Genomic DNA, 25,230 nt, shown 5'->3' on the forward strand with positions numbered 1-25,230 from the left:
GGCAGGCGAGAGCGCCGTTGAGGTGCCTGCGGCACGGCTGGCAGTAGTCCATGACGCGTGGAAGATTAAGTTCCGCCAAGCCGCCCCTCATAGTCATAGCTGTGAAAGTTGTGTGGGGAAGCGGACGCCCGGCGTGGCCACTTGCGATCAGGTCGGGACATCGCGCCGAAACCGCCTCCGAAAGCTCTATCGAAAGCAGTGTCGAAACCGTTATGTGGTGGACCCATTGACACCCGCCTCACACCGTCCTTACTGTCACGCCAGCATTTCGAACGTGTGACGAGATTTCGAACACGCTCTCCGAACCGAACGAAACAGACGACGCAGCAAGGGGCAACTGCCGTGCGCATCACCGGAATCAGCACACACGTGGTCGGTACGCCGTGGCGCAACCTGACCTACGTCCAGGTGCACACCGACGAGGGCATCACGGGCGTCGGCGAGACCAGGATGCTGGGCCACACCGACGCGCTGATCGGGTATCTGCGGGAGGCTCAGGCCAATCACATCCTGGGCTCCGACCCGTTCGCCACGGAAGACCTCGTCCGGCGCATGAAGTACGGCGACTACGGGCGGGCCGGCGAGATCGTGATGTCCGGGATCGCCGTCATCGAGATGGCCTGCTGGGACATCAAGGGCAAGGCCCTCGGCGTGCCGGTGTGGCAGCTGCTCGGCGGCAAGGTCACGGACAAGGTCAAGGCGTACGCCAACGGCTGGTACACCACCGAGCGCACCCCGGAGGCCTACCACAAGGCCGCGCAGGGCGTGATCGAGCGCGGGTACAAGGCCCTCAAGATCGACCCGTTCGGCACCGGGCATTTCGAGCTCGACCACGAGCAGAGCCTGTACGCCGTCTCCCTCATCGAGGCCGTACGCGACGCCATCGGGCCGGACGCCGAGCTGATGCTGGAGATGCACGGCCGCTTCTCCCCCGCCACCGCCATCCGGCTGGCCAGGGACCTCGCGCCCTTCAAGCCCGCGTGGCTGGAGGAGCCGGTGCCGCCGGAGAACCTGAAGGCGCTGGAGAAGGTCGCCGCGAAGGTCGACATCCCGGTCGCCACCGGTGAGCGGATTCACGATCGCATCGAGTTCCGTGAGCTGTTCGAGAGCCAGGCCGTCGACATCATCCAGCCGGACGTCGGCCACATCGGCGGCATCTGGGAGACCCGGAAGCTGGCCGCCACCGCCGAGACCCACTACGTGCTGGTCGCCCCGCACAACGTCGGCGGCCCGGTGCTCACCGCGGCCTCCCTCCAGGTCGGCTTCTCCTCGCCGAACTTCAAGATCCTGGAGCACTTCAACGACTTCGCCGACGCGGAGATCAAGAAGGTCGTCAAGGGAGCGCCCGAGGTGATCGACGGGTACTTCCACCTGTCCGACAAGCCCGGTCTCGGTGTCGAGCTGGACACCGACGCGGCCGCCGAATTCCCGCAGCAGCAGGCCCGCTTCGACCTGTGGGCCGACGGCTGGGAGCAGCGCAAGCCGAAGGGCGCCCAGAAGTGAGCACCGCCGTCGTCATCGAGGCGCCGGGCGAGCACCGGGTGACCTCGCACGACCCCAGGCGGCCGGAGGCCGGGGAGGCGCTGGTGCGCGTCCACGCCGTGGGCATCTGCGGCAGCGACCGCGAGGTGTACCAGGGCAACCGGCCTGAGGGGTACGTGCGTTACCCGCTCGTCCCCGGCCACGAGTGGTCCGGGACGGTCGAGGCCGTCGGTGCCGGGGTACCGGCGTCCCTGGTCGGCCGCAAGGTCGTCGGTGAGGGCTTCCGCAACTGCCAGGTGTGCGACCGCTGTCACGCGGGCGAGACGACGCTGTGCACCGCGGGGTACGAGGAGACCGGGTTCACCCAGCCGGGTGCGATGGCCACCACGCTCACCCTCCCGGCGCGTCTCCTGCACGTCCTGCCGGACGACGCCGACCTGACGGCGGCCGCCCTGCTGGAACCCGCCGCCTGTATCGCGGCTGCCGCGATCAAGGCGAACGCCCTGCCGGGCGAGCGGGTCGCCGTGGTCGGCACCGGGACGCTGGGCATGTTCGCCGTGCAGTTCCTGAAGGCCGGCTCCCCGGCCGAACTGCTGGTCGTGGGCACCCGGAACGACCGCGAGGCGCTGTCCCGCCAGTTCGGCGCGACGGACTTCCGCACCAGGAACGACGAGGGCCCCGCACTGCCCGACGACTTCGACGTCGTCATCGAGACCGCCGGGTCCGCGTCCGCCGCGCGCACCGCCGCCTCGCTGCTCAGGCGCGGCGGCCGGCTGGTCCTGACGGGCATCCCGGCACCGGGCGCCGAGGGTCTCGACCCGACGGACCTGGTCGTACGGCAGCTGGAGGTGCACACCGTCTTCGGGGCACCGCCGGACGCCTGGGCGCACACGGTGCGGGTGTTCGCGGCCGGACTGCTCGATCCGCTGCCGCTGGTCACGCATGAGCTGCCGCTGGCCGAGTTCCCTCGCGCCATCGAGCTGGTCGGATCCGGTGATCCGAAGGTCGGAAAGGTGCTGCTGCGCCCCTAGACGTACGCCGGTCCGGCGGTTACCTGACGGCCCCCGGACCGGCGTACCACCAAGCCTTTCCGTCCCCTGAGCCGCGAACTTCGTCCGACATATCGAACACTAAGGACAGCTTGTGACCGACGCTTCCGCCACGGCAGCCCGTAGGCCCGGTGAGCCGGCGCTCACCGCCCTCGGCCTGGGCGCGCCCGCCCTCGACCCCGCCGACGCCTCGCCGCACACCTTCCCCGGCGGCGGCCGCTGGCGCACCGAGATCCCCTCGTGCGAGGGTCCCGAAGCGCTGGCCGTCGTCCTCAAGGAGTCCTCGCGCCTCGATGTGCCGATCCACCGGATCAGCCAGGGCAGCGGCGTGTGGATGCTGACCGACGCCGAGATCACCGAGATGGTCGAGGCCACCGCCGAACGCGACATCGAGCTCTGCCTGTTCACCGGTCCCCGCGGCACCTGGGACATCGGCGGCTCGACCCGGACCGACTCGCGCGGCGGGGGTCTGCGGGCCCGCGGCCACGACGCGGTCGCCGGATGTGTCGAAGACGCCGTTCGCGCAACGGAGTTGGGCGTCCAGTGCCTGCTCGTCGCCGACGAGGGCGTGCTGTGGACGCTGCATCGGGCGCGGCTGGCCGGCATCATCCCGGCGGACACCACCCTCAAGGTGAGCGCCCTGATCGGGCCCGTCAACCCGGCCGCGTACGCGGTGTACGAGAACCTGGGCGCCGACTCGGTCAATGTGCCCAGCGATCTGACGCTCGATCACCTCACCGAGATCCGGCGGGTTTCCGCCGCTCCCATGGACATGTACATCGAGGCCCCCGACGATCTCGGCGGCTATGTACGGATGTACGAGGTCGCCGAGTTGATCCGGCGCGGCGCACCGCTCTACCTGAAGTTCGGTCTGTCCAAGGCCCCTTCGATCTACCCTTACGGGCACCACCTGCGCGATGTGACTCTGTCCACCGCCCGGGAACGGGTGCGGCGCGGCAGGCTCGCCCTGGATCTGCTCGCACGGCACGGAGTTGGCGACGACATGGCACCGCTGGGCTCCCGGCTGCCTGGCGCTCTGCGTCGGTTCGACACGCCCTCATAACGTTCCGGACAACGCCCCTTCACAAAAGACGACGCAGCCACACACAATCCCACAACCCCTCTTCTTCGGTCTTGCCTTCGCCCCGCGCCACGGAGCGCGCCCGCACCTGAAGACCGAGCCCGTTCCGACATCAAGGATGATGATCATGCGTACTCGTCGAGCCGCACTCGCCGCCGTAGCCGCCTCCGCCTCCATGGCCCTGACCCTGTCCGCCTGCGGTCAGAGCGGCGATGGTGGCAGCGAGGACAAGTCAGGCAGCACCAAGGGTGCGACCATCGGCATCTCGATGCCCACCAAGTCCTCCGAGCGCTGGATCGCCGACGGCAAGAACGTCGTCAAGGACCTGGAGGCCAAGGGCTACAAGACCAAGCTGGTCTACGGCGAGGACGAGCCCGACCAGCAGGTCTCGCAGATCGAGAACATGATCACGCAGGGCGTCAAGGCGCTGATCGTCGCGGCGATCGACAACAAGTCGCTCAACAACGTCCTCCAGCAGGCCAAGGACGCCGACATCCCGGTGATCTCCTACGACCGCCTGATCCTCGGCTCGAAGGACGTCGACTACTACGCGTCCTTCGACAACGAGAAGGTCGGCGAGCTCCAGGGCAGCTACATCGTCGAGAAGCTCGGCCTGAAGGACAAGTCCAAGAAGGGCCCGTTCAACATCGAGCTCTTCGCGGGCTCCAACGACGACAACAACACCAAGTACTTCTTCGGCGGCGCGATGAAGGTGCTCCAGCCGTACATCGACAGCAAGCAGCTGGTGGTCAAGTCCGGCCAGAAGGAGCTCACCAAGGTCACCACGCTGCGCTGGGACGGCGCCACCGCCCAGCGCCGCATGGACGACATCCTGACCGGCACCTACAAGAGCGGCCGGGTCGACGCGGTCCTCTCGCCGTACGACGGCATCTCCATCGGCATCCTGTCCGCGCTGAAGTCGGACGGCTACGGCACGGCGAGCAAGCCGCTGCCCGTCATCACCGGCCAGGACGCCGAGGTCGCCTCGGTGAAGTCGATCAAGGCGGGCCAGCAGACGCAGACCGTCTTCAAGGACATCCGCAAGCTCGCCGAGGTCGCCACCAACATGGTCGACTCGGTGCTCAACGACAAGAAGCCCGAGGTCAACGACGAGAAGACGTACGACAACGGTACGAAGGTCGTGCCCGCGTACCTGCTGCAGCCGGTGAGCGTCGACAAGGGCAACTGGCAGAAGGAGCTCGTCGACTCCGGCTTCTACAAGGCCGGCGACCTCAACTAACCGACGGCGCCTACTGGCGGCAACAGATTGGAAGGCACGACCATGGCGGGACCCGTCCTGGAAATGCGCTCGATCGTCAAGACCTTTCCCGGCGTCAAGGCGCTGTCGGACGTCACGCTGACCGTCCAACAGGGCGAGGTCCATGCCATCTGCGGGGAGAACGGGGCCGGCAAGTCGACCCTGATGAAGGTTCTCTCCGGCGTTCACCCGCACGGCACGTACGACGGCGAGATCCTCTTCGACTCAGAGGTCTGCGAGTTCAAGGACATCAGGGCCAGTGAGCATCACGGCATCGTGATCATCCACCAGGAGCTGGCCCTGGTGCCCTATCTCTCCCTCGCGGAGAACATCTTCCTCGGCAACGAGCACGCCACCCGCGGGCTCATCAACTGGAACGACACGCTCAAGCACGCCAGTGAACTGCTGCGCCGGGTCGGTCTCTCCGACCACCCGGAGACCCGCGTCGCCGACATCGGCGTGGGCAAGCAGCAGCTGGTGGAGATCGCGAAGGCGCTGTCGAAGAAGGTGAAGCTGCTCATCCTCGACGAGCCGACCGCGGCTCTGAACGACGAGGACAGCGGCAAACTCCTGGATCTCATCCTGGAGTTGAAGAAGCAGGGCATCACCTCGATCATCATCTCGCACAAGCTGAACGAGATCCGCAAGGTCGCCGACTCGGTGACGATCCTGCGGGACGGGCAGACCATCGAGACGCTCGACGTGAAGGCGTCGGACACCACCGAGGACCGGATCATCTCCGGCATGGTGGGCCGCGACCTCGACCACCGCTTCCCCGAACGCACCGCGTACGAGGGGAAGGTGGGCACGGCCCCCGCTCTCGAGATCCGCAACTGGTCGGTGCACCATCCGATCGACCAGCAGCGCAAGGTGGTCGACGACGTGTCGATCAACGTCAAGCGCGGAGAGATCGTCGGGATCGCGGGCCTGATGGGCGCCGGCCGCACCGAACTCGCGATGAGCGTCTTCGGCCGGTCCTACGGCCGGTACGCGGGCGGCCAGGTCCACAAGGACGGCACGGAGATCCGTACGAAGACCGTCCCCGAGGCGGTCAAGCACGGCATCGCGTACGTCACCGAGGACCGCAAGCACTACGGCCTCAACCTCATCGACACCATCAACCGCAACATCTCGCTCAGCGCGCTGGGCAAGGTGGCCAAGCGCGGGATCGTCGACGAGCAGGCGGAGCGGCGGGTCTCCGAGGGCTTCCGCAAGTCCATGAACATCAAGGCGCCCACCGTCTCCGAGCCGGTGGGCAAGCTGTCCGGCGGCAACCAGCAGAAGGTCGTCCTCAGCAAGTGGATCTTCGCGGGTCCCGAGGTGCTGATCCTGGACGAGCCGACGCGGGGGATCGACGTCGGCGCCAAGTACGAGATCTACACGGTCATCGACCAACTGGCCGCCCAGGGCAAGGCGGTCGTCTTCATCTCCTCCGAGCTGCCTGAGCTGCTCGGAATGTGCGACCGCATCTACACGATGGCCGCGGGGCGGCTCACCGGTGAGTTCTCGCGGGCCGAGGCCTCGCAGGAATCGCTGATGCGTCAGATGACAAAGGACAAAGAGGTAACCCGATGAGCACGGATGTGACCGCCAAGACGCCGGCCCCGGCGCCGCCAGGGAAGAGCGGAGGTGCGGCCGCCGGCGGTGGCCTGCTGCAGCTCGCCCTGGACGGCCTGCGCCGCAACATGCGCCAGTACGGCATGTTGATCGCGCTCGGCCTGATCGTCGCCCTCTTCGCCGTGTGGACGGACGGCGACCTGCTGCTGCCGCGCAACGTCTCCAACCTGGTCCTGCAGAACAGCTACGTCCTGGTCCTCGCGATCGGCATGATGCTGGTGATCATCGCGGGCCACATCGACCTGTCGGTCGGTTCGGTGACGGCCTTCGTGGGCGCGTTCGCGGCCGTACTGACGGTGCAGCACGATGTGGCGTGGCCGGTGGCCGTGGTGCTGAGCCTGGTGGTCGGCGCGGTGGCGGGCTCGGTGCAAGGGTTCCTCATCGCGTATCTCGGCATACCGTCGTTCATCGTCACCCTCGCCGGCATGCTGATCTTCCGCGGTATGACGGAGATCCTGCTGGAGGGTCAGACCCTCGGCCCGTTCCCGGACGGGCTGCAGAAGATCGGCAACGGCTTCCTGCCCGAGACCGGCCCCAACACCAACTACCACAACCTGACACTGCTGCTCGGCCTGGCCCTGATCGTCTTCGCGGTCTTCCAGGAGGTCCGCGACCGCAGGCGGCAGAAGGAGTTCTCGCTCGACGTCGTCCCGCGGAACCTCTTCCTGCTCAAGCTGGTCTTCATCGTCGCCGCGATCCTCGTCGTCACGATGCTGCTCGCCAGCTACAAGGGCGCGCCGATCATCCTGCTGATCCTCGGTGTGCTGGTGGTCGGCTACGGCTACGTCATGCGCAACGCCGTCTTCGGCCGCCACATCTACGCCATCGGCGGCAACCTGCCGGCGGCGAAGCTGTCCGGCGTCAGGGACAAGAAGGTCACCTTCCTGGTCTTCCTGAACATGGGCGCGCTCGCGGCCCTGGCGGGTCTGGCGATCGCCGCCCGCCTGAACGCGGCCTCGCCGAAGGCGGGCCTGAACTACGAACTCGAGGCGATCGCCTCGGCGTTCATCGGCGGCGCGTCCATGAGCGGCGGTGTCGGCACCGTCCTCGGCGCGATCATCGGCGGTCTCGTCCTCGGCGTGCTGAACAACGGCATGAACCTCCTCAGCGTCGGCAGCGACTGGCAGCAGGTCATCAAGGGCATGGCCCTGTTGGCCGCGGTCGGCTTCGACGTATGGAACAAGCGCAAGGTCGGTTCGTAGAACGACCGGGGCCCCGCCGACCGGCGGGGCCCCGGCCATTTCCGGACCCGATTTTGACAGGAACAGCACAACGCTGTCGCACGACTACGCACCGCACAGTACGGGGAGACAACTCCCCTCATTCACGAGGAGCCGCACGTGGAACTGAGCAGACGTACCGTCATCGCCGGGGCGGCCGCCGCCGGTGTCACCGCCGCCACCGTCGGTGGCACCGCGCACGCAACGGGAGGCAGGACACCGGTGAAGGAGCTCTTCGGCAAGCTCGCCGACGGCACGAAGGTCCACCGCTGGTCGCTGGAGAACGGCGGCACCCGCCTGAAGGTCCTGTCCTGGGGCGGCGTCGTCCAGTCCCTGGAGATACCCGACCGGCGCGGCCGCTACGCCAACGTCTCCCTCGGTTTCGACAACATCGAGGACTACGTCGCCAAGACCCCGTACTTCGGCGCCCTGATCGGCCGTTACGGCAACCGGATCGCCAAGGGCCAGTTCACCCTGGACGGCAAGAGCTACCAGGTGAACGTCAATGACGGCGTCAACAGCCTGCACGGCGGCGTCCAGGGCTTCGACAAGCACGTCTGGGACGTCGAGCCGTTCACCAAGGGCTCCGACGTCGGCCTGTACCTGCACTACACCAGTGTCGACGGCGAGATGGGCTACCCGGGCACGCTCAAGGTGAAGGTCACCTACACCCTCACCCGGGACGGCGACTGGCGCATCGACTACGAGGCCACCACCACCAAGGCCACCGTCGTCAACCTGACCAGCCACGTCTACTGGAACCTGGCCGGCGAGGGCAGCGGCACGATCGAGAACCACGAGCTGAAGATCGCCGCCGCCCGCTACACGCCCACCGACTCGGGTCTCATCCCGACCGGCGAGCTGGCGAAGGTCTCCGGCACCCCCTTCGACTTCCGCCGGGCCAAGACGATCGGCGAGGACATCCGCGCCGGTCACCCACAGCAGGTCCTCGCCAAGGGCTACGACCACAACTGGGTCCTCGACAAGGGCATCACGGCCAGGCCCGAGCATGTGGCGACGCTCCGGGACCCGTCCTCCGGGCGCACCCTGAAGATCGCCAGCGTCGAGCCGGGGCTGCAGTTCTACTCGGGCAACTTCCTCGACGGCACCCTGGTCGGCACCGGCGGCAGCACCTACCGCCAGGGCGACGCGCTCTGCCTGGAGACGCAGCACTTCCCGGACGCGCCGAACCACCCGTCATTCGCGTCAACCGTGCTGCGACCTGGACAGACGTACCGGACGACGACAATCCACTCGTTCGACGCGTAAGGCCGGCGACGTCCTTCCGGACACGTTCGACGGGCAGGTTTAGAAGTCACACTTCTTTCACACCAGTTGAACAGCGTCACCCTTGCCTCCGTATGTAAGGGCGGCCCGTGCTCCCCCGCGCGGGCCACCCAATGACGACGGGCCCGGTCGTCCCCGCCGGGCCCGCCCCATACGGAGGCTCTCCTTGGCTGACAACGTCACCTCGCTGTTTCGCAGCACTGCGGCGCACAGCCCGTCGATGGCGGCATTGACGCGGGAGGGCGGCGAAGGGGCCGGCCCGGTCGACTTCTGCATCCCCTGTAACCCCTACTTCCCCACCCCCGCCATGTTCGACGAGATGGCGGCGCGGCTGCGGGAGATCATCACGTACTACCCGAGCAGCGCCGACACCATCACGGCCGAGCTGTGCAGTCTGCTCCAACTGCCGCCGCAGTGCGTGGCGATGGGTAACGGCTCGACCGAGCTGATCACCTGGATCGACCACCTCCTGGTGCGCGAGTCGCTCGCCATCCCCGTGCCCACCTTCGGCCGTTGGACCGACCAGCCGATGGAGACCGGCAAGCGGGTCGACATGTTCCCGCTCCAGGAGTCCAGCGGTTTCGCCCTGGATCTCGCGCAGTACGCCGAGTTCATCCGCGCCCGCGGCACCCGGGTCGCCGTGATCTGCAACCCGAACAACCCCGACGGCGGCTTTCTGCACAAGCACGCGGTCGTGCAGTTCATGGACGCGATGGCCGACCTGGACCTGGTCGTCATCGACGAGTCGTTCCTGGAGTTCGCGGACGCGGAGGTCGAACCGAGCGTCGTCCACGAGGCGATGCTGCGGCCCAACGTGGTGGTGCTGCGCAGCCTCGGCAAGAACTTCGGCCTGCACGGCATCCGGTTCGGCTATCTGGTCGCCAACCCGGCGCTCGCGGGCCGGATCCGCTCGATGCTGCCCAAGTGGAACCTCAACTCCTTTGCCGAGCATGTGGTGTTCATCCTGAAGGAGCACGGCGCCGAGTACGCGCAGAGCCTTCAGCAGGTCCGCCGCGACCGGTTGGACATGGCAGGCCAGCTTTCGTCGCTGCCCGGGCTGACGGTCTATCCGTCGCAGGGCAACTTCCTCTTCGTGCGCCTGCCGGTGGGCGCCGAGGGCACCGTGGTCCGGGACCGGATGCTCACCGAGCACCGGATCCTCGTCCGCGAGTGCGGCAACAAGATCGGCTCCTCCAGCCGCTTCCTGCGGCTCGTGGTGCGCCCCCAGGTGGATGTGCGTCGCCTGGTGTCCGGCCTGGAACAGGTGCTCTACGGGACCAGGAGGGGAGCCGCCGTGCCCGAGCTGGCTACAGGGACCAGCTACAGCTCGGGTACGGCGGCAGTGGACCGGTTGGTCGGTGCCACCAACGGGAACGGCATGCAGGGCCTTGCCGCTCAGGCCATGGCCGTCGGCGGGCAGGGGCTCTCAGCGGCCCCGCCCGCCGTCGCCGGCATGCAGATGCCCGTGGCGGCACAGTTCGGCCAGCCGCTCCAGCCGGGTCAGACCGGCGGTGCCGGGATGCCGATGCCGGCGGTGGCCCAGGCAGCCCCACAGCCGCTCGGCATCCCGGCTCAGGCGCCCGCCCAGGCGCCGATACCCAGCCAGATGCCCAACCAGATGCCCAACCAGATGCCGAGTCAGATGCCGACTCAGATGCCCACGCCGGTACCGGCTCCGGCCCCGATACCCAACCAGATGCCGATACCGGCCGCGGCCGCGGCCGGCCCCATGCAGGGGCCGATGTCAGGGCCGATGACCGCCCCCATGTCCGGCCCGACCCCGCCCGGTGTCCCGGCCCGCGGTGGTCTCACCGCCGCCCAGGTCCGCGGCATGACCAGCCCGGCCCCCGTACCGGACCTGACCACCGCCCCGGCCACCGGCTGGCCCAACGCCCAGAGCTGGCCGAACGCGGCGGGCATGGGGCAGACGGGGTGAGCCGCGGCGATCGGGCGCGGACGATCTGACGCCTGATGCCTGACGCCTGATGCCTGGAGGGGCACACCGCCCACAGCGGTGTGCCCTCCCCCCTCGGCCTGCTACAGCAGGGTCAGTAGGCGACGGGCCATCCGCTGCTCCAGTTCAAGAGGTTGATCCCGAGCTTGGGTGTGCCGTTGTCGTTGCCGTCGTAGTAGTGGTAGACGATCAGGTCACCGTCGGCGTCGTTCATGATCGACTGGCCGCCCGGGCCGATGACGCTGCCGTGCGACTCCAGGACCGGGGTACCACCGTTGTTCGTCATCGCGACGCCGTTCTTGTCGCGGTACGGCCCGGTGACGCTGCTCGCACGGCCGACCTTGACCTTGTACGTCGAGCTGGTGCCGGCGCAGCAGGTGTCGTACGAGGCGAAGAGGTAGTAGTAGCCGCCGCGCTTGACGATGTAGGGCGCCTCCACCGCCTTGGTTCCGGTCGGGCGGGAGGCGAGGGAGTACCGGGTGGTGTTGGAGGAGAGCTGCTTTCCGGTGGCGGGGTTGATCTGGATCATCTTGATCCCCGTCCACCAACTGCCGAAGGACAGCCACCACTTGCCGTCGTCGTCCACGAAGAGGTTCGGGTCGATGGCGTTGTAGTCGCTTGCGGTGGTGGAGGTGTAGACGGTGCCCTGGTCGCTCCAGGAACCCGGCAGCCCGGTACTCGAAGTCGCCAGTCCGATGGCCGACTTGTTCGAGCCGAAGGTCGAGACGGCGTAGTACAGCAGGTACTTGCCGCCCTGGTACGAGATGTCCGGCGCCCAGGCCTCGGAGGCGTACGACGACCACCAGCCCGGCTTGCCGCCGAAGGCGTCGCCGCCGCCCGTGAAGGCGATCCGGTCGGTGGAGGTCTTGTAGCCGAGGCCGCCTCCGGTGCCGTACAGCAGGTAACGGCCCGAGGAGTTGCGGATCATCGTCGGATCGTGGACGACGACATCGCCGGTGACCCGCCCGGGGTTCGGGTACGCGGACGCCGAGCTCGGGATCAGGGCGAGCAGGACGGCGGCGGGGACGGCGAGGAGAGCGGCTCTGCGGGAGGTTCGGGGAGTGCGGGAGGTTCGGGAGGTGCGGCTCACGCGGGTCCTCCTAGTGGGGGGGGCGTACGGTTCCGTCGTTCGGTATGCCGATCACCGATCAGAACTTCGGACGGACCGTAGAATCGAACCCCTTGCGCGTCAATGGTCCGCGCGGCAACAACGCCAACACCGGCGGTGCCGGGCGGCCGCCCTCCTCCGGAACGGACCCTCAGCCCTTGACGGCGGAGCTGGCGACGCCTTGGACGAACCAGCGTTGGAAGAAGGCGAAGACCACCAGGACGGGCAGGACCAGGAGGACGCCGAAGGCCAGGATCTGGCCCCAGTCCGGGGGCTGTTGGCCCTGGAAGACGCTCATCTCCAGCGGCAGCGGGCGGACCGACGGGTCGGAGACCATCAGCACCGGCCACAGGAACGAGCCCCACTGGATGAGGAAGGTCAGGATCGCCACGGAGGCGAAGGCCGGCTTCGACATCGGGACGACGATCGCGAAGAAGGTGCGCCAGGGGCCCGCGCCGTCGATCCGGGCCGCTTCCTCGATGCTCGGCGGGATCGAGCGGAAGAACGTGTGGAACTGGTAGACCGAGAAGGCGTTGGCGATGAACGGGAGCGCCAGGATGTAGAGGGTGTTGCGCTGGTCGTTGAACATGTAGAAGAGCGGCACCGCGACCGACTCGAACGGGACCAGCATCATCAGCAGGATGAGCGTGAAGACGGCTTCCCGGCCACGCCACTTCAGCCGGGAAAGGCCGTACGCCGCCATCGAGTTGACGAACAGGCCGCCCGTGACCACGACGAACGCCAGCAGCAGCGAGACGCCCATGAAGCGCCAGAAGTAGCCGGTGCTGTCGGAGTTGAGGCTGCTCAGGACGGCGGAGTAGTTGTCGAAGGACAGGTTGGTCGGGAGGAAGCCGGAGAGGCCGCCCAGGACCTCGTCGGACGGCTTGAGGCTGCCCAGGAACAGGTAGATCACGGGCAGCACGAAGATGAAGGCCAGCACGCTGAGTACGGCGTAGTCCATGAAGCGGCGCAGGGGCGTAGGGGTCGTGCCCATGGGTCAGTCCTCGTTTCCGGGCCGGACGACGCGGCGCTGGATGAGCGTCAGGACGACCACGATCAGGAAGAAGACGACGGTGATCGCGGACGCCTGGCCGACGTTGTTCTGGTCGAATGCGGTGGTGACGGCCTGGTACATCACGGTGCGGGTGGCGTCCTCGTCGAGGCCGCCGCCGCGGACGAGGACGTAGACCTGGTCGAAGACCCGGAAGGAGAGCACCGAGGTGAGCATGGCGACGAAGACCAGGGTGCCGTGGATGCCGGGCAGGGTGACGTGGCGGAACTGCTGCCACCGTGAGGCCCGGTCGAGTTCGGCGGCTTCGTAGAGTTCGCCCGGGATCTGCTGGAGGCCGGCCAGGAGGATGACCATCTGGAAGCCGACGCCCTGCCAGACGGACAGCACGATGATCGAGGCCATCGCGGTGGCGGAGTCGCCGAGCCAGTCGAAGGCACCCCAGTTGCCGAAACTCACCGCGTGCAGCGCGGAGTTGAGCATGCCCTGGTCACTGCGGGCGAGGATGAGGCGCCAGATCACGGCGACCAGCGCCATCGGGAAGACGACCGGCATGAAGAACAGGGACCGGAACAGGCCGATGGCCTTGAGCTTGCGGTTGAGCAGGATCGCCAGGCCCAGCGCCAGAGCCGTCTGCACGGGGACGACTACTACGGCGAATGTCAGGTTGTTCAGCAGCGCCCGCAGGAACGGGCCTGACAGGTCAGGGTCGGTGAACAGCCTTCGGTACTGCTCCAGGCCGAAGAAGGACGGTGCCAGCGGGGAGCCGAGGCGGACGTTGTAGAAGGAGAGCACCACGGCGTAGCCGAACGGCACCCCGACGAAGGCGATGAGTCCGACGACGGCAGGGGCGGACATGAGCAGACCGTGCAGCCAGTCGCGGTTCTTGCGGCCCGGCCGCGCTGATCGTGTCGACGGCGCGGGCTTCACGGATGTCACGGAGGGGGCCGGCTCCGGGCCGGGCGGCGCGGCGGGCGCGGGTTCCACGGATGTCACGGGAAAGTCCTGTTCCCGGCGGGGCGGGCGCGGCTGCCGCGCCCGCCCCGGCCGATGGTCCTACGGGATCTTGTAGCCGGCGTTGTCGGAGAAGTCCTGGTCGATGGCGCGGGCGGCCTTCTCCAGGGCGCTCTTGGGGTCGGCGCCGCCGTAGATGGAGTTCACGGCCTCGCTGAACTTCGAGGTGATCACGGGATATCCGGCGGTCACCGGGCGGGTGACGGCGACGCAGGACTTGGTGATGTCGCTGTCGCCGCAGGGCTTGGCGAGCTGGTCGGCGAAGAGCTGGAGCGGGCCGCCCTGCTTGTAGAGGCTGCTCTTGGCGAGCGCGGTCCTGGTGGCGGGCACCGCTCCGTTGGCGGTCGTCATGGCGGTGATGTTGGCGTCGTCCAGGAGGGTGTCCAGGAACGTGCCGGCGGCCTTGGCGTTCTTGGTGTCGGCGCCGATGCCCCAGGCCCAGGAGCCCTGGCCGGTCTTGGGGCCGTTGCCGAAGTCGGGCAGCGGCAGGACGACGAGGTCGTCGCCGAGGGCCTCGCTGTAGGCGGGGTACATCCAGTGGCCGACCCAGCTCAGGGGGACACGGCCCTTGGCGAAGGCGTTGCCGTCGGTGTTGGGGTCGACGTAGGTCTTCCAGGACTGGAAGGTCTTCAGCGCCGAGACCACGGCCGGGGTGTCGAGGGCGCCTTCCGCCTTGCCGTCCTTGAGGAGGGAGCCTCCGGCGGACCAGACGATCGGGGCGAAGCCGTAGGTGCCCCACTCGTTGGCGTAGCCGCCGCTCTCCTGGAGGTCGAGGGTCTTGCCGTCGGAGTCCTTGGCCTTCAGCGCCTTGAGCGCGGCGGTGAACTGCGCCGCCGTCCAGTCGTCGGCCAGGCTGGTCGGGTACTTCACCCCGGCCGCGTCCAGCAGCTTCTTGTTGCCGTAGATCCCGAGCCCGGAGTCGAACATGCCCAGGCCGTAGTGCTTGCCGTCGACCTCGCCCTGCGCCTTGCTCGCGTCGGTGGCGTTGTCCATGGTCTTGGCGGAGACGTACGTGTCGATCGGGGCGAGTTTCTTGTTGTAGACGAAGTTCGCCATGGTCGGACCGTCGAACTCCATCACGTCCGGCAGCTTGGCGGCGTCGGTGGCCGTGATGGTCTTGGTGTAGTCGGCCTCGGGTATCAGCTTCAGGTCGACCTTGACCTTGTCCTGTGAGGAGTTGAAGGACTTCACCGCGTTCTGCAGCGCGGCGGCCTCGCTCTTCTGACCCTGGTGGGCCCAGACACTGATGGTGCCCTTGCCGCTCCCGGCCTCGGCGGAGGCATCGGTACCGCCGCCCGAGCCGCAGGCGGCCAGCGCCACCAGGGGGACCAGGGCCAGGCCCGTACGGGCGGTGCGGCGGTACTTTCTGCTGGTTGAGCTCATGGCTGTGCCTCCGTGCGGCTGACGTGCTTGCGGGCGTGGTGTGGAGCTCAGGGAGTTACTGCGGGCCGCGCGGGCGCGGCGGGGCGGTGGTCTCGCGCAGGACGAGGCGGGTGGCCATCTGCACCTGCTCGGCGGGTGGTTCGGCGTCGGGCTCGTCCAGCTGACGCAGCAGCAGCCGCGCGGCCTCGGCGCCCTGGTCGGCGACCGGCTGGGCGACGGTGGTCAGGCCGACCACGTCGGCGAGTTCGTGGTCGTCGAAGCCGACCACGGACACGTCGTCCGGCACCCTCAGTCGGTGGCGGCGCAGGGCACGCAGCGCGCCCATCGCCATTTCGTCGGACTGGGCGAACACGGCGGTCGGCGGGCGGGAGGCGGCCAGCAGCTCGGTCATGGCCCGCTCGCCGCCCTCGACGGTGTAGTCGCCGTCCGCCTCCAGGGCCGCGTCGTGCTCTATCCCGGCATCGGCCAGGACGTCCAGGTAGGCGTTGCGGCGCTCGATGGGGGTGGTCCAGTGCAGCGGCCCGCTGGTCCCGCTGATCATGCCGATCCGGCGGTGGCCGAGGTTCACCAGATGCCGTACGGCACTCTCGGTTCCGGCCCGGTCGTCGATGCCGACGACGGTGAAGCCGGGGCGCAGGCCGCCGACCGTGGTGGCCAGCGGCACCCCGAGGGAGCGTAGTGCTGCCGACTCCTCCTCGTCGGGGATGAGCAGCGACAGCACCGCGTCGACCCGCTTGCGGACCGGCAGCCTGGTGAAGAAACGCTTGCGGGTCTCCGGCGAGCCCAGGTTGTACAGCAGTACGTCGTACCCGGCGGCGCTGAACTCGCGCTCGGCGGCGTCCAACACGGTGCCGAAGAACCAGCGGCCCACATACGGGACCACGACCCCGATGGTGAAGGTGCGCCCGCTGGCCAGGCTGGAGGCGGAGCGCGAGGCGGTGTAGCCGAGCTGGGCGGCGATGGCCGCGATCTGCTCCCGCACCTCCTGCGAAACCCCCGACCGCCCGCGCAGGGCACGGGACACGGTGGACGCCGAGACTCCGGCGGCGCGGGCGACGTCGGTGATGCTGGCCGTCACGGCGGATACCTCCCGTTGATGTCACGTCGGTGTGATCTGTGGGTGCCGTGACCGTAAACCCGACCTCTTTGTTGCGCAAGCGTTTGCGTTCATATTTACTTGGGCCGACCCTCAAGAGACCTATTTGTTATCAGGCTTCAGCGCACGCGTTTGAGCGCTGCGGAGCGACAGGAACTGTGCATGCGATACGCCCCGCCCGGCCTCTGCGTGAACGACTTCGCCCTCCTGCGCGACGAGGACGGCACGTACGCGGTGCTGCACCTACAGGGCCCCTGGACACCGGACTTCGACCATCTGCGGATGGAGACCTCCTACGGCCGGGCCACCTCCACCGACCTGGTCGACTGGCAGCCGCAGGGCACCGCCTTCGGCAACGGACTGCCCGGCCGCTTCGACCAGCAGGCGGTGTGGACCATGCACCCCTTCCGGCACGGCGACGGAATGGCGATGTTCTACACCGGGGTGAGCGGGCTGACGCCGGACGGTTGGCCGCTCCAGGCCGTCGGTCTCGCGTACTCGGACCGCACCGACGGCACGGGCTGGCGGCGGCACGGCACCGGTCCGGTCGCCGAGGCGGACCCGCGCTGGTACCGCACCGGTGAACGCATGGGATGGCGCGACCCGTTCGTCGTACGCGACGACGAAACGGACGGCTGGGTGATGGTCGTCTGCGCCGCCGACGCCTCCCTCCCGGTCGAGGTCAGCGGCTGCGTCGCCTGGGCCACCTCCGACGACCTGGAGCACTGGACCGTCCACCCACCGCTCATCTCCCCCGGCGACGTCGACGAGCTGGAGTGCCCGGTCCTGGAACGCCTCGACGACGGAAGCTGGCTGCTGCTCGGCTCCGTCGGCGCGACCCGCGGCTTCGAGGCATGGACCGCCCCGAGCCTGCGCGGGCCCTGGACCCGCCAGGGCCCCCTCGGGCCGACCGGCTCCTACGCCCCGCGTGTCATCGCCGCGCCCGACGGCTCCCGGGTCGTGCTGCACACCGCCCCCCGCCGCGTCGGCCTCACCGACACCGGCGACCACTGCCGCGGCATGCTGGCCCAGCCCAAGTCCCTTGTCCTGCACGGCGATTGCGCGCCCCGCCTGGAATGGTGGCCCGGCCTGGACACCTGGCTCGGCGAGGAGACCGACCGCCCCGCCCCGCACGCGGTCGGCGACATCGGCATATCAGGACCGGTCGAGATCACCCTGCGCACCGACACCCCGGACGGCGCCCGCTCCGCCCTCGCCGTCGGCTGCGACGGCAAGAACCTCTGGATCACCGGCCCCGACGGCACCCGCCTCGGCGAGACGATCCTGGCCGAACCCGCGGCCACCCTGCGCATTCTGACCATCGGTGAATACACAGAGGTCTACGCCGACAACGTCTTCGCCCTCACAACACTGTGCTACTCCGGCCACCCCGCCCCCTGGACCGCCGTCACCGAAGACCGCGAACACACCATCCCCATCCGCCCCATCCGGCTGCCCGACCCCCACCGCGACGACGCCTCGGCCATCTGGCCCGGCCCCACACCCCGGCACTCCTCCACGAGAGGCGCCTGAACACGACGCAGGGGCTGCCGGACCCTGACGGTCCGGCATGCGGCATCCGCAGCCAGTGGCAGCCACGCCGGCAGACCGGTCTGCGCGCGGACGGGCCTGCCGGGGGCTCGCGGTCTTCCGTGACGGCCGTCCAGACGGCACGTCCCCGGCGAAAGAGCGGGCGGTCTCTTACGGTCACCTGTCGGCCGGGCTTCACGCCGGGCCGAAGTCCGCTTCCAGTTGCTCGCGCCAGCCCGCGTCCGCCAGGCCCGCCCCGACCAGGACGTCCCGCCAGTCCTCCTTGGCCAGCTGGACGGCGTCGAGGAGACGGTCCACCCGGCCCCGGCCGCACAGCAGGGTGGCGGCGGCGATCCGCTCCTTGTCCTCTCGGTCGCCCCGCTCGGTCAGGTGGTGCACGAGCTCGGCGAGGAGCTCGCCCACCACCCGGCCGTCCCGCCCCGGAAAGTCCTTGGCGATGCGCTTCTCGACCCGCATGGTCAGCCCCATTCGCACTCCCTTTCGCCCTTTTTGGCCCTTTTGTCACACCACGTTACCCCGACCGGGCGGCAGGGTGTCTCACAACCAACTTGACGGCCCGCCACTTTGCCCAACTGACAGCCGACCGACAGCATCCGCTTCTAGGTTCCGTGCTCATGACAAACACCCCCACGAACGACACGACGGAAACACAGGCACCCCACCCGATCGGCCGCCGCACCGTCCTGATCGCCACCGGCGCCACCGCGGCCACCCTGGCCGTCGGCGCCGTCTCCGAAGCCCAGGACGCCCCCACGTCCCCCGCCTCGGATGCGGTCCCCGCGGCCGCCGCGGCCGTCTGCACCCTCACGAAGGAGATGACCGAAGGCCCCTACTACCTCGACGGACAACTCGTTCGCGCCGACGTCACCGAAGGCAAGACGGGCTTCCCGCTCAAGCTGACCCTCACCGTCGTCGACGACGACACCTGCGTGCCGCTGAGCAACGCGCTCGTGGAGATCTGGCACTGCGACGCGCTCGGCGAGTACTCCGGCTTCGTCGGCAACAACGGCCACAACGAGCCCGACGACGGCACCTTCCTGCGCGGCGGTGTGCTCACCACCTCCAGCGGCGTCGCGAGCATCACCAGCGTCTACCCGGGCTGGTACCGGGGCCGTTGTGTGCACATCCACGTCAAGGTGCACACGAACGTCACGCTCACCTCTGACGGCTCGTTCACCGGCGGCCAGGAAGTACACACCGGGCAACTGTTCTTCAACGAGACAATCACCGCAAGAGTCGGCGCGCTGTCGCCGTATTCGGCCAACACGGTCACCCGCACCACCCTCGCCCAGGACTCCATCTACGACGAGGGAGGCGCCGCGTCCGGCCTCCTCACCCTGACGGCCCTGGGCAGCTCGCCGTCCGCCGGCTACGCCGGCACGCTCACACTGGGCGTCGAGCAGAGCTGACACCCCCCTCCGGCGCGCCCTGGGTGACCGTACGTCCGGACGTACGGTCACCCAGGGCCGTCCCCTGCGCCCTTGACCAGGGACAACCACCCCGGCAGGTCGACCTCGGCCCGTACCGTCTTGCCGGGCGGCGGCTCCCGGTCGACCACCTCCCACCGGTCGGCGAGCGCGTCGACGAGAAGCAGACCCCGCCCCGCCGCGGCGAGCGGACAGGACCGTCGCCGTCGTACGTCCGCCGGGGCCGGGGGACGTTCCACGCGGGTGTCGGTCACCTCGACGCGCACCCCGCCGGTGACGAGCGCGAGCCTCAACTCGAAGTCCCGGCCCGGGACCCGCCCGTGCGTCACCGCGTTCGCGGCCAGCTCGGCGACGATCACCGCGACGGCGTCCGAGGGGCCGCTTCCGTGCGGGACGCCCCAGGTGTGCAGTTGGTTCAGCGCGAGGTACCGGGCGAGACGGGCGCCACGCGGGGTGGAGCTGAGCCGCTGGGTGAACATACGTACGGTGACCGGACCTTGGGAGGTCGGTGTTGCTGTCATGCGCCCAATCTGGCGGGCCCCGAGCCCACTTCACCAGGTCCGCCGCGCGTACGCTGCGGCAGCGTACGCGGTCACGGGCTGGACAGTACTGATGACTTTCCGTGACCATATGTGCGGGAGGTGACCGGTGGTGGTCGATGGAGCGGTGGGTGCGGTCGGGAGCGAGCCGGAGTCGTCCGACAGTCTGCGGACGTTCGGAGCGGTCGTCCAGGCGCTGCGCGAGCATGCGGGACTGAATCGGGAGGAGTTCGCGGACCTGGTCCGGTTCTCCAAACACACGGTCGCGTCAGTGGAGTTGGGACGCCGCATGCCGGACCCGGCCTTCGTGGACCGGGCGGAGGAGGCCCTCGGGAACACGGGGGCGTTACGGAAGGCGGCGGGGCATCTGGCTCGGCAGCCGGGGTTGGCGGCTTGGTTTCGGCAGTGGGCGCGGATGGAGGAGGTGGCCATCGCGTTGTGCACGTACGAGTGCCGGATGATTCCGGGGTTACTTCAGACGGAGGCGTACGCGCGGCAGTTGTTCGCTGACGAGTTGCCGCCACTGAAGGACGAGCAGATCGAGGCCCAGTGGGTTGCACGGGCCGATCGTCAACAGTTGCTGACGGACCGCCCAAACACCGCCTTCAGCTTCATCATTGAGGAGCAACTGTTCCTCCGCCAGACAGGCGGAACGGCGGTGACGCAGAAGCTCATCGATCACGTACTGGAGATCTCCGAGCTGCGGAACGTCGAGATCCAGATCATGCCGCTGGTGCAGAAGTCGCATGCCGGGCTGCACGGCCCCATGCAACTGCTAGAAACCCCGGACACCAGGTGGTTCGCCTATACCGAGGCGCCGGAGAGCGGCCAGTTGCTTTCCGACCCGAAGATCGTCAGCGTGCTCCAGAAGCGGTATGCCAGGATGCGTTCGCAGGCTCTTACCTTCGGAGACTCCGTGAGCCTGCTACAGCGGACTCGAGGAGCGCTATGAGCACCGGTGAACTGGCCTGGTTCAAGTCGAGCTACAGCAGCAGCGGTTCGGGAGACTGCGTCGAAGTAGCCTTCGCCTGGCAGAAATCCAGCTACAGCAGCAGCGGCGACGGCGACTGCGTCGAGGTAGCTGTCGCCTGGCAGAAATCCAGCTACAGCAGCGCATCCGGCGACGACTGCGTCGAGGTAGCCCGAACCCCCGCCACCATCCACGTCCGCGACTCCAAGGACACCCAGGGCCCACGCCTCACCCTCTCCCCCGCCGCCTGGACGGAGTTCGTGTCGCTAGCCCTGTAGGTCAGCCAGACCGGCCGGCGGCACCTCCACGAGGGACAGCAGCCCGCCAAGCCCCGCGAACAGGGCGAGGCACAGAGCCGTGACCGCGTCGCTGAGGCCGCCTTGCTCGACGAGGTAGCCGCCGATGACCCAACCCGCCACATGGCCGGCCGCGATGAGCAGATGGTTGCCGCGCTCCCTCAGCAACCGCATGCCCACCCACACCAGGACCGGCAGCGACAGCAGACCGATGACGCGCGCCAGCAAGGATTCCAGAAACCCTGAGCCGATGGAGTCGCCGCCGGCCCGAGCCACGTCGTCCGACCACTCCAGCAGAGAGGTCCAGATCCAGTAACAGACGACGGCCGCCAGTGCCGACACGATCGTGCCCTTCACCCCGCGGACGCTCCTGGTCTTCGCCATGCCCTCACCGTCGCACAGGGCAGGAGTGAGGTCCTGAGTACGCGTACTCAGGACCCCACCGAAGCGGGCGGGGCGAGTGCCCTACGTCTCCGGGCACTCCTTCCACGCCAAGTGGTACACCGTGCTGATGTCCCCGTCCGTCGAGTCCATCGTCATGAAGCTGACCTTGCTGGGGTTCTGGGTGCCGGCGGTCACGCGGAGTTCGGTGTTGATGTTGAAGTTGCGCTGGACTCCGCAGGGGGCGTAGACGAGTTGGGGCCAGTCCGTGGTGTCGGTGGCCTGCCAGTTGTCGTTGTGAGGGCCGGCGAAGGCGTGGTTCTTGAACACCGTGCTCGATGAGCCCTGGAAGTAGTACGAGGCTCTCTGGGTGCCGCTCGCGCCGGCCTGGAGCGCCGCGAAGCCGCGGTAGTCGGCGCTGGCGATCGCGTACGTGAAGCCGCCGGGGACATGGACGACCAGGCTGAGCTGGCAGTTCTTGCGGAACGCCGTGGGGTCGGAATCGCCGCCGGCCTGGGCGAGGTAGTCGCTGTAGGTCACGGTGAAGGCGGTGTTGTCCTCGGAGACGGCGACCGCCGCCGTGCCCGCCGGACAACCGGAGCCGTTCACCGTGGCGACCTTGATGATGATTTTGTCCGGGGGCGGGTCCTCCCACGCGTCGGCCGGGCTGGGTCCGGGCAGTGCGGTGGTGAGCAGAGCGGCTACCGCTCCGCCCAGCAGAAGTCCACCAGCCATGGTCTCTCCTAGGGGTTGGGGGGTGGCTGCGCCCGCGACCTGTGAAGGATCGATGAGGTTCCTGTGAAGACCGAGGGCGATCGCATCGTAGGGAGCCACACAGGAGACAGTCAGGGCGAACTCAAGCCATTCACAGTCGCGGATTTCACAGGGTTCGGACTTGTCCGAACCCTGCTGGAATCAGGGGACGTTGGCGGTTCCATCCCCAGCGCATTCACAGCCGCACATCAAGGATTTCCTCAGCTGCGCCCCTAACTTCACTCGGCATGACGGGAAACACGGAGCACCACAAGCAGTTCGACGACCACGACAACCACAGCGACATCGAGGGCGACACGGGCCGCCACCGCCGGGACAAGAGCGTCCAGCGCCGCCGCGTTCTCATCGGCGGCGGCACCGCGGCCGTGGTGGGCGGCCTCGCGATCGCCGGTATGGCCTCAGCTGACACCGGCACGTCCCAGAGCGGGACGGCGAGCACGACCGCCTCCACCGAGGCCTCGTCGTCCGCGTCCTCGTCCAGCAGCATCTGCACCCTGAACGCCGAGGTCACCGAGGGGCCGTACTCCCTCGCCGGCGCCCTGGTTCGGGAGGACGTCAGGGAGGACAAGGAGGGCGTGGAGGTCCAGTACACCTTCACCGTCGTCGACCAGGACAACGACTGCGCGCCGCTCGCCGACGCCCTGGTCGAGATCTGGCACTGCGACGCCCTGGGCGAGTACTCGGGCTTCGTCGGCGGCAACGGCCACGACGAGGAGGACAACGGCACGTTCCTGCGCGGCGGCCAGATAACCGACTCCGCCGGGCAGGTCAACATCACGTCCATCTGGCCCGGCCACTACGTGTCGCGGGCCATCCACGTCCATATGCGGGTGCACACGGACGTGACGCTCACCGACGACTCGTACACCGGCGGCGAGGTCATCCACACCGGCCAGCTCTTCTTCGACCCGGACATCAACGCGGAGGTCCAGGCCATCTCGCCGTACTCGGACAACACCACCAAGGAGACGGCCCTCGCCAACGACAGCATCTATGACGACGGCGGCGCCTCGTCCGGGCTGCTGACGCTGACCGCGCTCGGCTCCAGCGTGTCCGACGGCTACACGGCGACGCTCACCGTGGGTGTCAGCTCCGCCTGACCGAGCCCCCACAAGGCGCCGATCAGACGCTGATCACACGCTCACCGGCTGCCGTTCCTCGGCGGACTCGGTCCGGGCTGCCCGCTCCCTGAGGTGGGCCCGGACCGAGTACGCCAGGGCGGCGGCCCACACCGCGTACAGCACGACGTACACGACCACGCTGAGCGCGCCCGACGCGGCGATCCAGTCGCTCTTCAGGAGCGTGCTCACGTTGGTGACGATGATCACGCCGCCGACCGCGGAGCCCAGCACGCGCGGCGGGACCATGCGGACCAGCCAGGCGGCGACGGGCGCGGCGATCAGTCCGCCGAGCAGGAAGGCGAGCACCCAGGTCCACTTCAGGCCCTGCGAGCCGAGAGAGAAGAGGAAGCCGAGGCTCGCGGCGACGGCCACCAGGACCTCGCTGGTGTCGATGGAGCCGATCACCTTGCGGGGTTCCATCCGGCCGCTGGCCAGCAGCGCGGGCGTGCCGACCGGGCCCCAGCCGCCTCCGCCGGTCGCGTCGAGGAACCCGGCGACCAGACCGAGCGGGGTGAGGAACCGCTTGTGCAGCGGTTTGCCCAGCCGGTCCTCGGGCAGGCCGCGCAGGGTGAAGCGGGCCATGACGTACAGGCCGAGGCCGAGCAGGATGAGGGACATCACCGGCTCGGCGACCTCGGTGGACAGCTTGGACAGGACCGTCGCGCCGAGGAAGGCGCCGACGGCCCCCGGCACGCCGATCTTCGCGACGACCTTCCAGTCGACGTTTCCGAAGCGCCAGTGCGAGGCGCCCGACATCAGCGTGGTGCCGATCTCGGCGAGGTGGACAGTGGCCGAGGCGGCGGCCGGACTGGTGCCCATGGCCAGCAGCAGCGTGGTGGAGGTGACGCCGTACGCCATACCGAGGCTGCCGTCCACGAGCTGGGCGCCGAGGCCCGCGAGAGCGAGCAGGATGAGCGTGCGCAAGGTCGGTCCCGTCTTCCTGGGCCTCCTCGGGTCCTTGGACCCCCGGGCCCCCTGGGTTTCCTACCGGTTCGGTAGGGATGAACGGGACCCGACCCTACGGCGTCAATGTGAACACAGGCTGAGAGGGCCCCTCACGGGTGCTCTCGGCGGGTGCGCCCGGCAGGCGCGCTCAGGGGTTCTCCCAGGCGGCCGGCTCCGCCGCCAGTCGCTTCACCGGCTCGGGCAGCGCGTCCGCGGCGAGGTCGGCGACCGTGACGCCCTCCAGGATGCGGCGCACATTGGCCCGCAGCGCGATCCACAACGGCAGCAGGGGCTCGGCCGATCCGGTGTACTCCAGGGCGGTGGGGCGTTCGCCGCGCACCGAGACGATGGGCCCGTCGACCGCCCGGATCACGTCCGCGACGGTGATCTCCGCGGCCTCGCGGGCCAGCCGGTAGCCGCCGCCCCCGCCGCGTCGGCTGTCGACCACACCGGCGCGTCGCAGATCGCCGAGAATGCCCTCCAGGAACTTGTGCGGGATGTCCTGGACGACGGCGATGGTCTCCGCCTTCACCGGTCCGTCGTCCTGCCGTACGGCGAGCTCCAGCACCGCCCGTACCGCGTAGTCCGCCCGCGCAGAGATCCTCATAAGACAATTGTGCGGGGTCCGACCGGACAGAATGACCCCGCACCCACGGGTCGCGGACGAT

At 68.6% G+C, this 25,230-nt stretch carries 24 protein-coding genes; 13 read left to right on the top strand and 11 right to left on the bottom strand.

Annotated features, from left to right (window positions below; translation table 11 throughout):
• Positions 1-342: 342 nt before the first annotated feature.
• The 8 genes from AB0H86_RS25610 to AB0H86_RS25645 all read left to right on the top strand — a co-directional run bounded on the left by AB0H86_RS25610 (position 343) and on the right by AB0H86_RS25645 (position 10,930).
• Positions 343-1,503 carry a mandelate racemase/muconate lactonizing enzyme family protein gene (locus AB0H86_RS25610; protein WP_362443105.1) on the top strand — a complete coding sequence of 387 codons (1,161 nt, stop codon included), beginning with the start codon at positions 343-345 and terminating at the stop codon, positions 1,501-1,503.
• Positions 1,500-2,513, top strand: a complete 1,014-nt coding sequence (locus AB0H86_RS25615) for an alcohol dehydrogenase catalytic domain-containing protein (RefSeq protein WP_362443107.1) — start codon at positions 1,500-1,502, stop codon at positions 2,511-2,513. The genes AB0H86_RS25610 and AB0H86_RS25615 overlap by 4 nt, the downstream gene beginning before the upstream one ends.
• 112 nt (positions 2,514-2,625) lie before the next feature.
• Positions 2,626-3,594, top strand: a complete 969-nt coding sequence (locus tag AB0H86_RS25620) for a hypothetical protein (protein WP_362443110.1) — start codon at positions 2,626-2,628, stop codon at positions 3,592-3,594.
• A 145-nt stretch (positions 3,595-3,739) separates the two neighbouring features.
• Complete coding sequence (gene chvE / locus AB0H86_RS25625) at positions 3,740-4,852, top strand: multiple monosaccharide ABC transporter substrate-binding protein (protein WP_362443113.1); 1,113 nt, start codon at positions 3,740-3,742, stop codon at positions 4,850-4,852.
• Positions 4,853-4,894: 42 nt separating this feature from the next.
• The gene (gene mmsA, locus AB0H86_RS25630; protein ID WP_362443116.1) at positions 4,895-6,445 is read left to right on the top strand and encodes a multiple monosaccharide ABC transporter ATP-binding protein; all 1,551 of its coding nucleotides are present in this window, start codon (positions 4,895-4,897) and stop codon (positions 6,443-6,445) included.
• Positions 6,442-7,689, top strand: a complete 1,248-nt coding sequence (gene mmsB / locus AB0H86_RS25635) for a multiple monosaccharide ABC transporter permease (protein ID WP_362443119.1) — start codon at positions 6,442-6,444, stop codon at positions 7,687-7,689. The genes mmsA and mmsB overlap by 4 nt, the downstream gene beginning before the upstream one ends.
• A 138-nt stretch (positions 7,690-7,827) precedes the next feature.
• Entirely contained in the window at positions 7,828-8,976 is a 1,149-nt protein-coding gene (locus AB0H86_RS25640) for an aldose epimerase family protein (RefSeq protein ID WP_362443122.1), read from the top strand.
• A gap of 184 nt (positions 8,977-9,160) precedes the next feature.
• Positions 9,161-10,930: an aminotransferase class I/II-fold pyridoxal phosphate-dependent enzyme gene (locus AB0H86_RS25645; protein ID WP_362443125.1), complete on the top strand. Its 1,770-nt coding sequence runs from the start codon at positions 9,161-9,163 to the stop codon at positions 10,928-10,930.
• Between the two features lie 112 nt (positions 10,931-11,042).
• On the opposite strand, the gene AB0H86_RS25650 is transcribed toward AB0H86_RS25645, so the two are convergent.
• From AB0H86_RS25650 to AB0H86_RS25670, 5 genes are all read right to left on the bottom strand, one after another.
• Positions 11,043-12,038, bottom strand: a complete 996-nt coding sequence (locus AB0H86_RS25650; RefSeq protein WP_362443128.1) for an arabinan endo-1,5-alpha-L-arabinosidase — start codon at positions 12,036-12,038, stop codon at positions 11,043-11,045.
• A 169-nt stretch (positions 12,039-12,207) separates the two neighbouring features.
• Positions 12,208-13,050, bottom strand: coding sequence for a carbohydrate ABC transporter permease (locus tag AB0H86_RS25655; RefSeq protein WP_362443131.1), 843 nt, complete (start codon positions 13,048-13,050; stop codon positions 12,208-12,210).
• A 3-nt stretch (positions 13,051-13,053) separates the two neighbouring features.
• On the bottom strand, positions 13,054-14,004 hold the full coding sequence (locus AB0H86_RS25660; RefSeq protein WP_362443247.1) for a sugar ABC transporter permease: 951 nt from the start codon (positions 14,002-14,004) through the stop codon (positions 13,054-13,056).
• Positions 14,005-14,121: 117 nt separating this feature from the next.
• The gene (locus AB0H86_RS25665; protein ID WP_362443134.1) at positions 14,122-15,462 is read right to left on the bottom strand and encodes a sugar ABC transporter substrate-binding protein; all 1,341 of its coding nucleotides are present in this window, start codon (positions 15,460-15,462) and stop codon (positions 14,122-14,124) included.
• Between the two features lie 55 nt (positions 15,463-15,517).
• Positions 15,518-16,540, bottom strand: a complete 1,023-nt coding sequence (locus AB0H86_RS25670) for a LacI family DNA-binding transcriptional regulator (protein WP_362443137.1) — start codon at positions 16,538-16,540, stop codon at positions 15,518-15,520.
• 180 nt (positions 16,541-16,720) lie between these two features.
• Here AB0H86_RS25670 and AB0H86_RS25675 point away from each other — a divergent pair, with 180 nt between their 5' ends.
• Complete coding sequence (locus tag AB0H86_RS25675) at positions 16,721-18,091, top strand: mucin-1 (RefSeq protein WP_362443140.1); 1,371 nt, start codon at positions 16,721-16,723, stop codon at positions 18,089-18,091.
• Between the two features lie 192 nt (positions 18,092-18,283).
• Here AB0H86_RS25675 and AB0H86_RS25680 read toward each other — a convergent pair whose 3' ends face one another.
• Positions 18,284-18,577, bottom strand: coding sequence for a hypothetical protein (locus AB0H86_RS25680; protein WP_362443143.1), 294 nt, complete (start codon positions 18,575-18,577; stop codon positions 18,284-18,286).
• 146 nt (positions 18,578-18,723) lie between these two features.
• Here AB0H86_RS25680 and AB0H86_RS25685 point away from each other — a divergent pair, with 146 nt between their 5' ends.
• Entirely contained in the window at positions 18,724-19,518 is a 795-nt protein-coding gene (locus AB0H86_RS25685) for an intradiol ring-cleavage dioxygenase (protein WP_362443146.1), read from the top strand.
• A 47-nt stretch (positions 19,519-19,565) separates the two neighbouring features.
• Here the strand turns inward: AB0H86_RS25685 and AB0H86_RS25690 are convergent, their stop codons facing one another.
• On the bottom strand, positions 19,566-20,057 hold the full coding sequence (locus tag AB0H86_RS25690; protein WP_362443149.1) for an ATP-binding protein: 492 nt from the start codon (positions 20,055-20,057) through the stop codon (positions 19,566-19,568).
• Positions 20,058-20,187: 130 nt separating this feature from the next.
• On the opposite strand from AB0H86_RS25690, the gene AB0H86_RS25695 reads away from it, so the two are divergent.
• Complete coding sequence (locus AB0H86_RS25695) at positions 20,188-21,027, top strand: helix-turn-helix transcriptional regulator (protein ID WP_362443250.1); 840 nt, start codon at positions 20,188-20,190, stop codon at positions 21,025-21,027.
• Positions 21,024-21,323, top strand: a complete 300-nt coding sequence (locus AB0H86_RS25700) for a DUF397 domain-containing protein (protein ID WP_362443152.1) — start codon at positions 21,024-21,026, stop codon at positions 21,321-21,323. The genes AB0H86_RS25695 and AB0H86_RS25700 overlap by 4 nt, the downstream gene beginning before the upstream one ends.
• Here the strand turns inward: AB0H86_RS25700 and AB0H86_RS25705 are convergent.
• Entirely contained in the window at positions 21,312-21,725 is a 414-nt protein-coding gene (locus AB0H86_RS25705) for a hypothetical protein (RefSeq protein ID WP_362443154.1), read from the bottom strand. The two genes, AB0H86_RS25700 and AB0H86_RS25705, sit on opposite strands and share 12 nt — an antisense overlap.
• Positions 21,726-21,806: 81 nt before the next feature.
• Positions 21,807-22,457 (bottom strand): DUF4360 domain-containing protein, encoded by a 651-nt coding sequence (locus tag AB0H86_RS25710; RefSeq protein WP_362443157.1) that lies wholly within the window; start codon positions 22,455-22,457, stop codon positions 21,807-21,809.
• 266 nt (positions 22,458-22,723) lie between these two features.
• On the opposite strand from AB0H86_RS25710, the gene AB0H86_RS25715 reads away from it, so the two are divergent.
• Positions 22,724-23,596 carry an intradiol ring-cleavage dioxygenase gene (locus tag AB0H86_RS25715; protein WP_362443160.1) on the top strand — a complete coding sequence of 291 codons (873 nt, stop codon included), beginning with the start codon at positions 22,724-22,726 and terminating at the stop codon, positions 23,594-23,596.
• A 33-nt stretch (positions 23,597-23,629) separates the two neighbouring features.
• Here AB0H86_RS25715 and AB0H86_RS25720 read toward each other — a convergent pair whose 3' ends face one another.
• Together AB0H86_RS25720 and AB0H86_RS25725 are read right to left on the bottom strand one after the other, a co-directional pair.
• Positions 23,630-24,541, bottom strand: coding sequence for a sulfite exporter TauE/SafE family protein (locus tag AB0H86_RS25720; protein ID WP_362443163.1), 912 nt, complete (start codon positions 24,539-24,541; stop codon positions 23,630-23,632).
• A gap of 169 nt (positions 24,542-24,710) precedes the next feature.
• Positions 24,711-25,169: an Rrf2 family transcriptional regulator gene (locus AB0H86_RS25725; RefSeq protein WP_362443166.1), complete on the bottom strand. Its 459-nt coding sequence runs from the start codon at positions 25,167-25,169 to the stop codon at positions 24,711-24,713.
• Positions 25,170-25,230: the final 61 nt, after the last annotated feature.

This window comes from Streptomyces sp. NPDC050997, assembly GCF_040660135.1.
In the GTDB taxonomy this organism is placed as follows: Bacteria; Actinomycetota; Actinomycetes; order Streptomycetales; family Streptomycetaceae; genus Streptomyces.

Excerpts from the sequence above, each read along its gene's own strand:
- chvE (WP_362443113.1), top strand. The coding sequence starts at position 3,740 with ATGCGTACTCGTCGAGCCGCACTCGCCGCCGTAGCCGCCTCCGCCTCC.
- mmsA (WP_362443116.1), top strand. The coding sequence starts at position 4,895 with ATGGCGGGACCCGTCCTGGAAATGCGCTCGATCGTCAAGACCTTTCCC.
- mmsB (WP_362443119.1), top strand. The coding sequence starts at position 6,442 with ATGAGCACGGATGTGACCGCCAAGACGCCGGCCCCGGCGCCGCCAGGG.
- AB0H86_RS25655 (WP_362443131.1), bottom strand. The coding sequence starts at position 13,050 with ATGGGCACGACCCCTACGCCCCTGCGCCGCTTCATGGACTACGCCGTA.
- AB0H86_RS25665 (WP_362443134.1), bottom strand. The coding sequence starts at position 15,462 with ATGAGCTCAACCAGCAGAAAGTACCGCCGCACCGCCCGTACGGGCCTG.
- AB0H86_RS25675 (WP_362443140.1), top strand. The coding sequence starts at position 16,721 with ATGCGATACGCCCCGCCCGGCCTCTGCGTGAACGACTTCGCCCTCCTG.
- AB0H86_RS25680 (WP_362443143.1), bottom strand. The coding sequence starts at position 18,577 with ATGGGGCTGACCATGCGGGTCGAGAAGCGCATCGCCAAGGACTTTCCG.
- AB0H86_RS25685 (WP_362443146.1), top strand. The coding sequence starts at position 18,724 with ATGACAAACACCCCCACGAACGACACGACGGAAACACAGGCACCCCAC.
- AB0H86_RS25690 (WP_362443149.1), bottom strand. The coding sequence starts at position 20,057 with ATGACAGCAACACCGACCTCCCAAGGTCCGGTCACCGTACGTATGTTC.
- AB0H86_RS25700 (WP_362443152.1), top strand. The coding sequence starts at position 21,024 with ATGAGCACCGGTGAACTGGCCTGGTTCAAGTCGAGCTACAGCAGCAGC.
- AB0H86_RS25705 (WP_362443154.1), bottom strand. The coding sequence starts at position 21,725 with ATGGCGAAGACCAGGAGCGTCCGCGGGGTGAAGGGCACGATCGTGTCG.
- AB0H86_RS25710 (WP_362443157.1), bottom strand. The coding sequence starts at position 22,457 with ATGGCTGGTGGACTTCTGCTGGGCGGAGCGGTAGCCGCTCTGCTCACC.
- AB0H86_RS25715 (WP_362443160.1), top strand. The coding sequence starts at position 22,724 with ATGACGGGAAACACGGAGCACCACAAGCAGTTCGACGACCACGACAAC.
- AB0H86_RS25725 (WP_362443166.1), bottom strand. The coding sequence starts at position 25,169 with ATGAGGATCTCTGCGCGGGCGGACTACGCGGTACGGGCGGTGCTGGAG.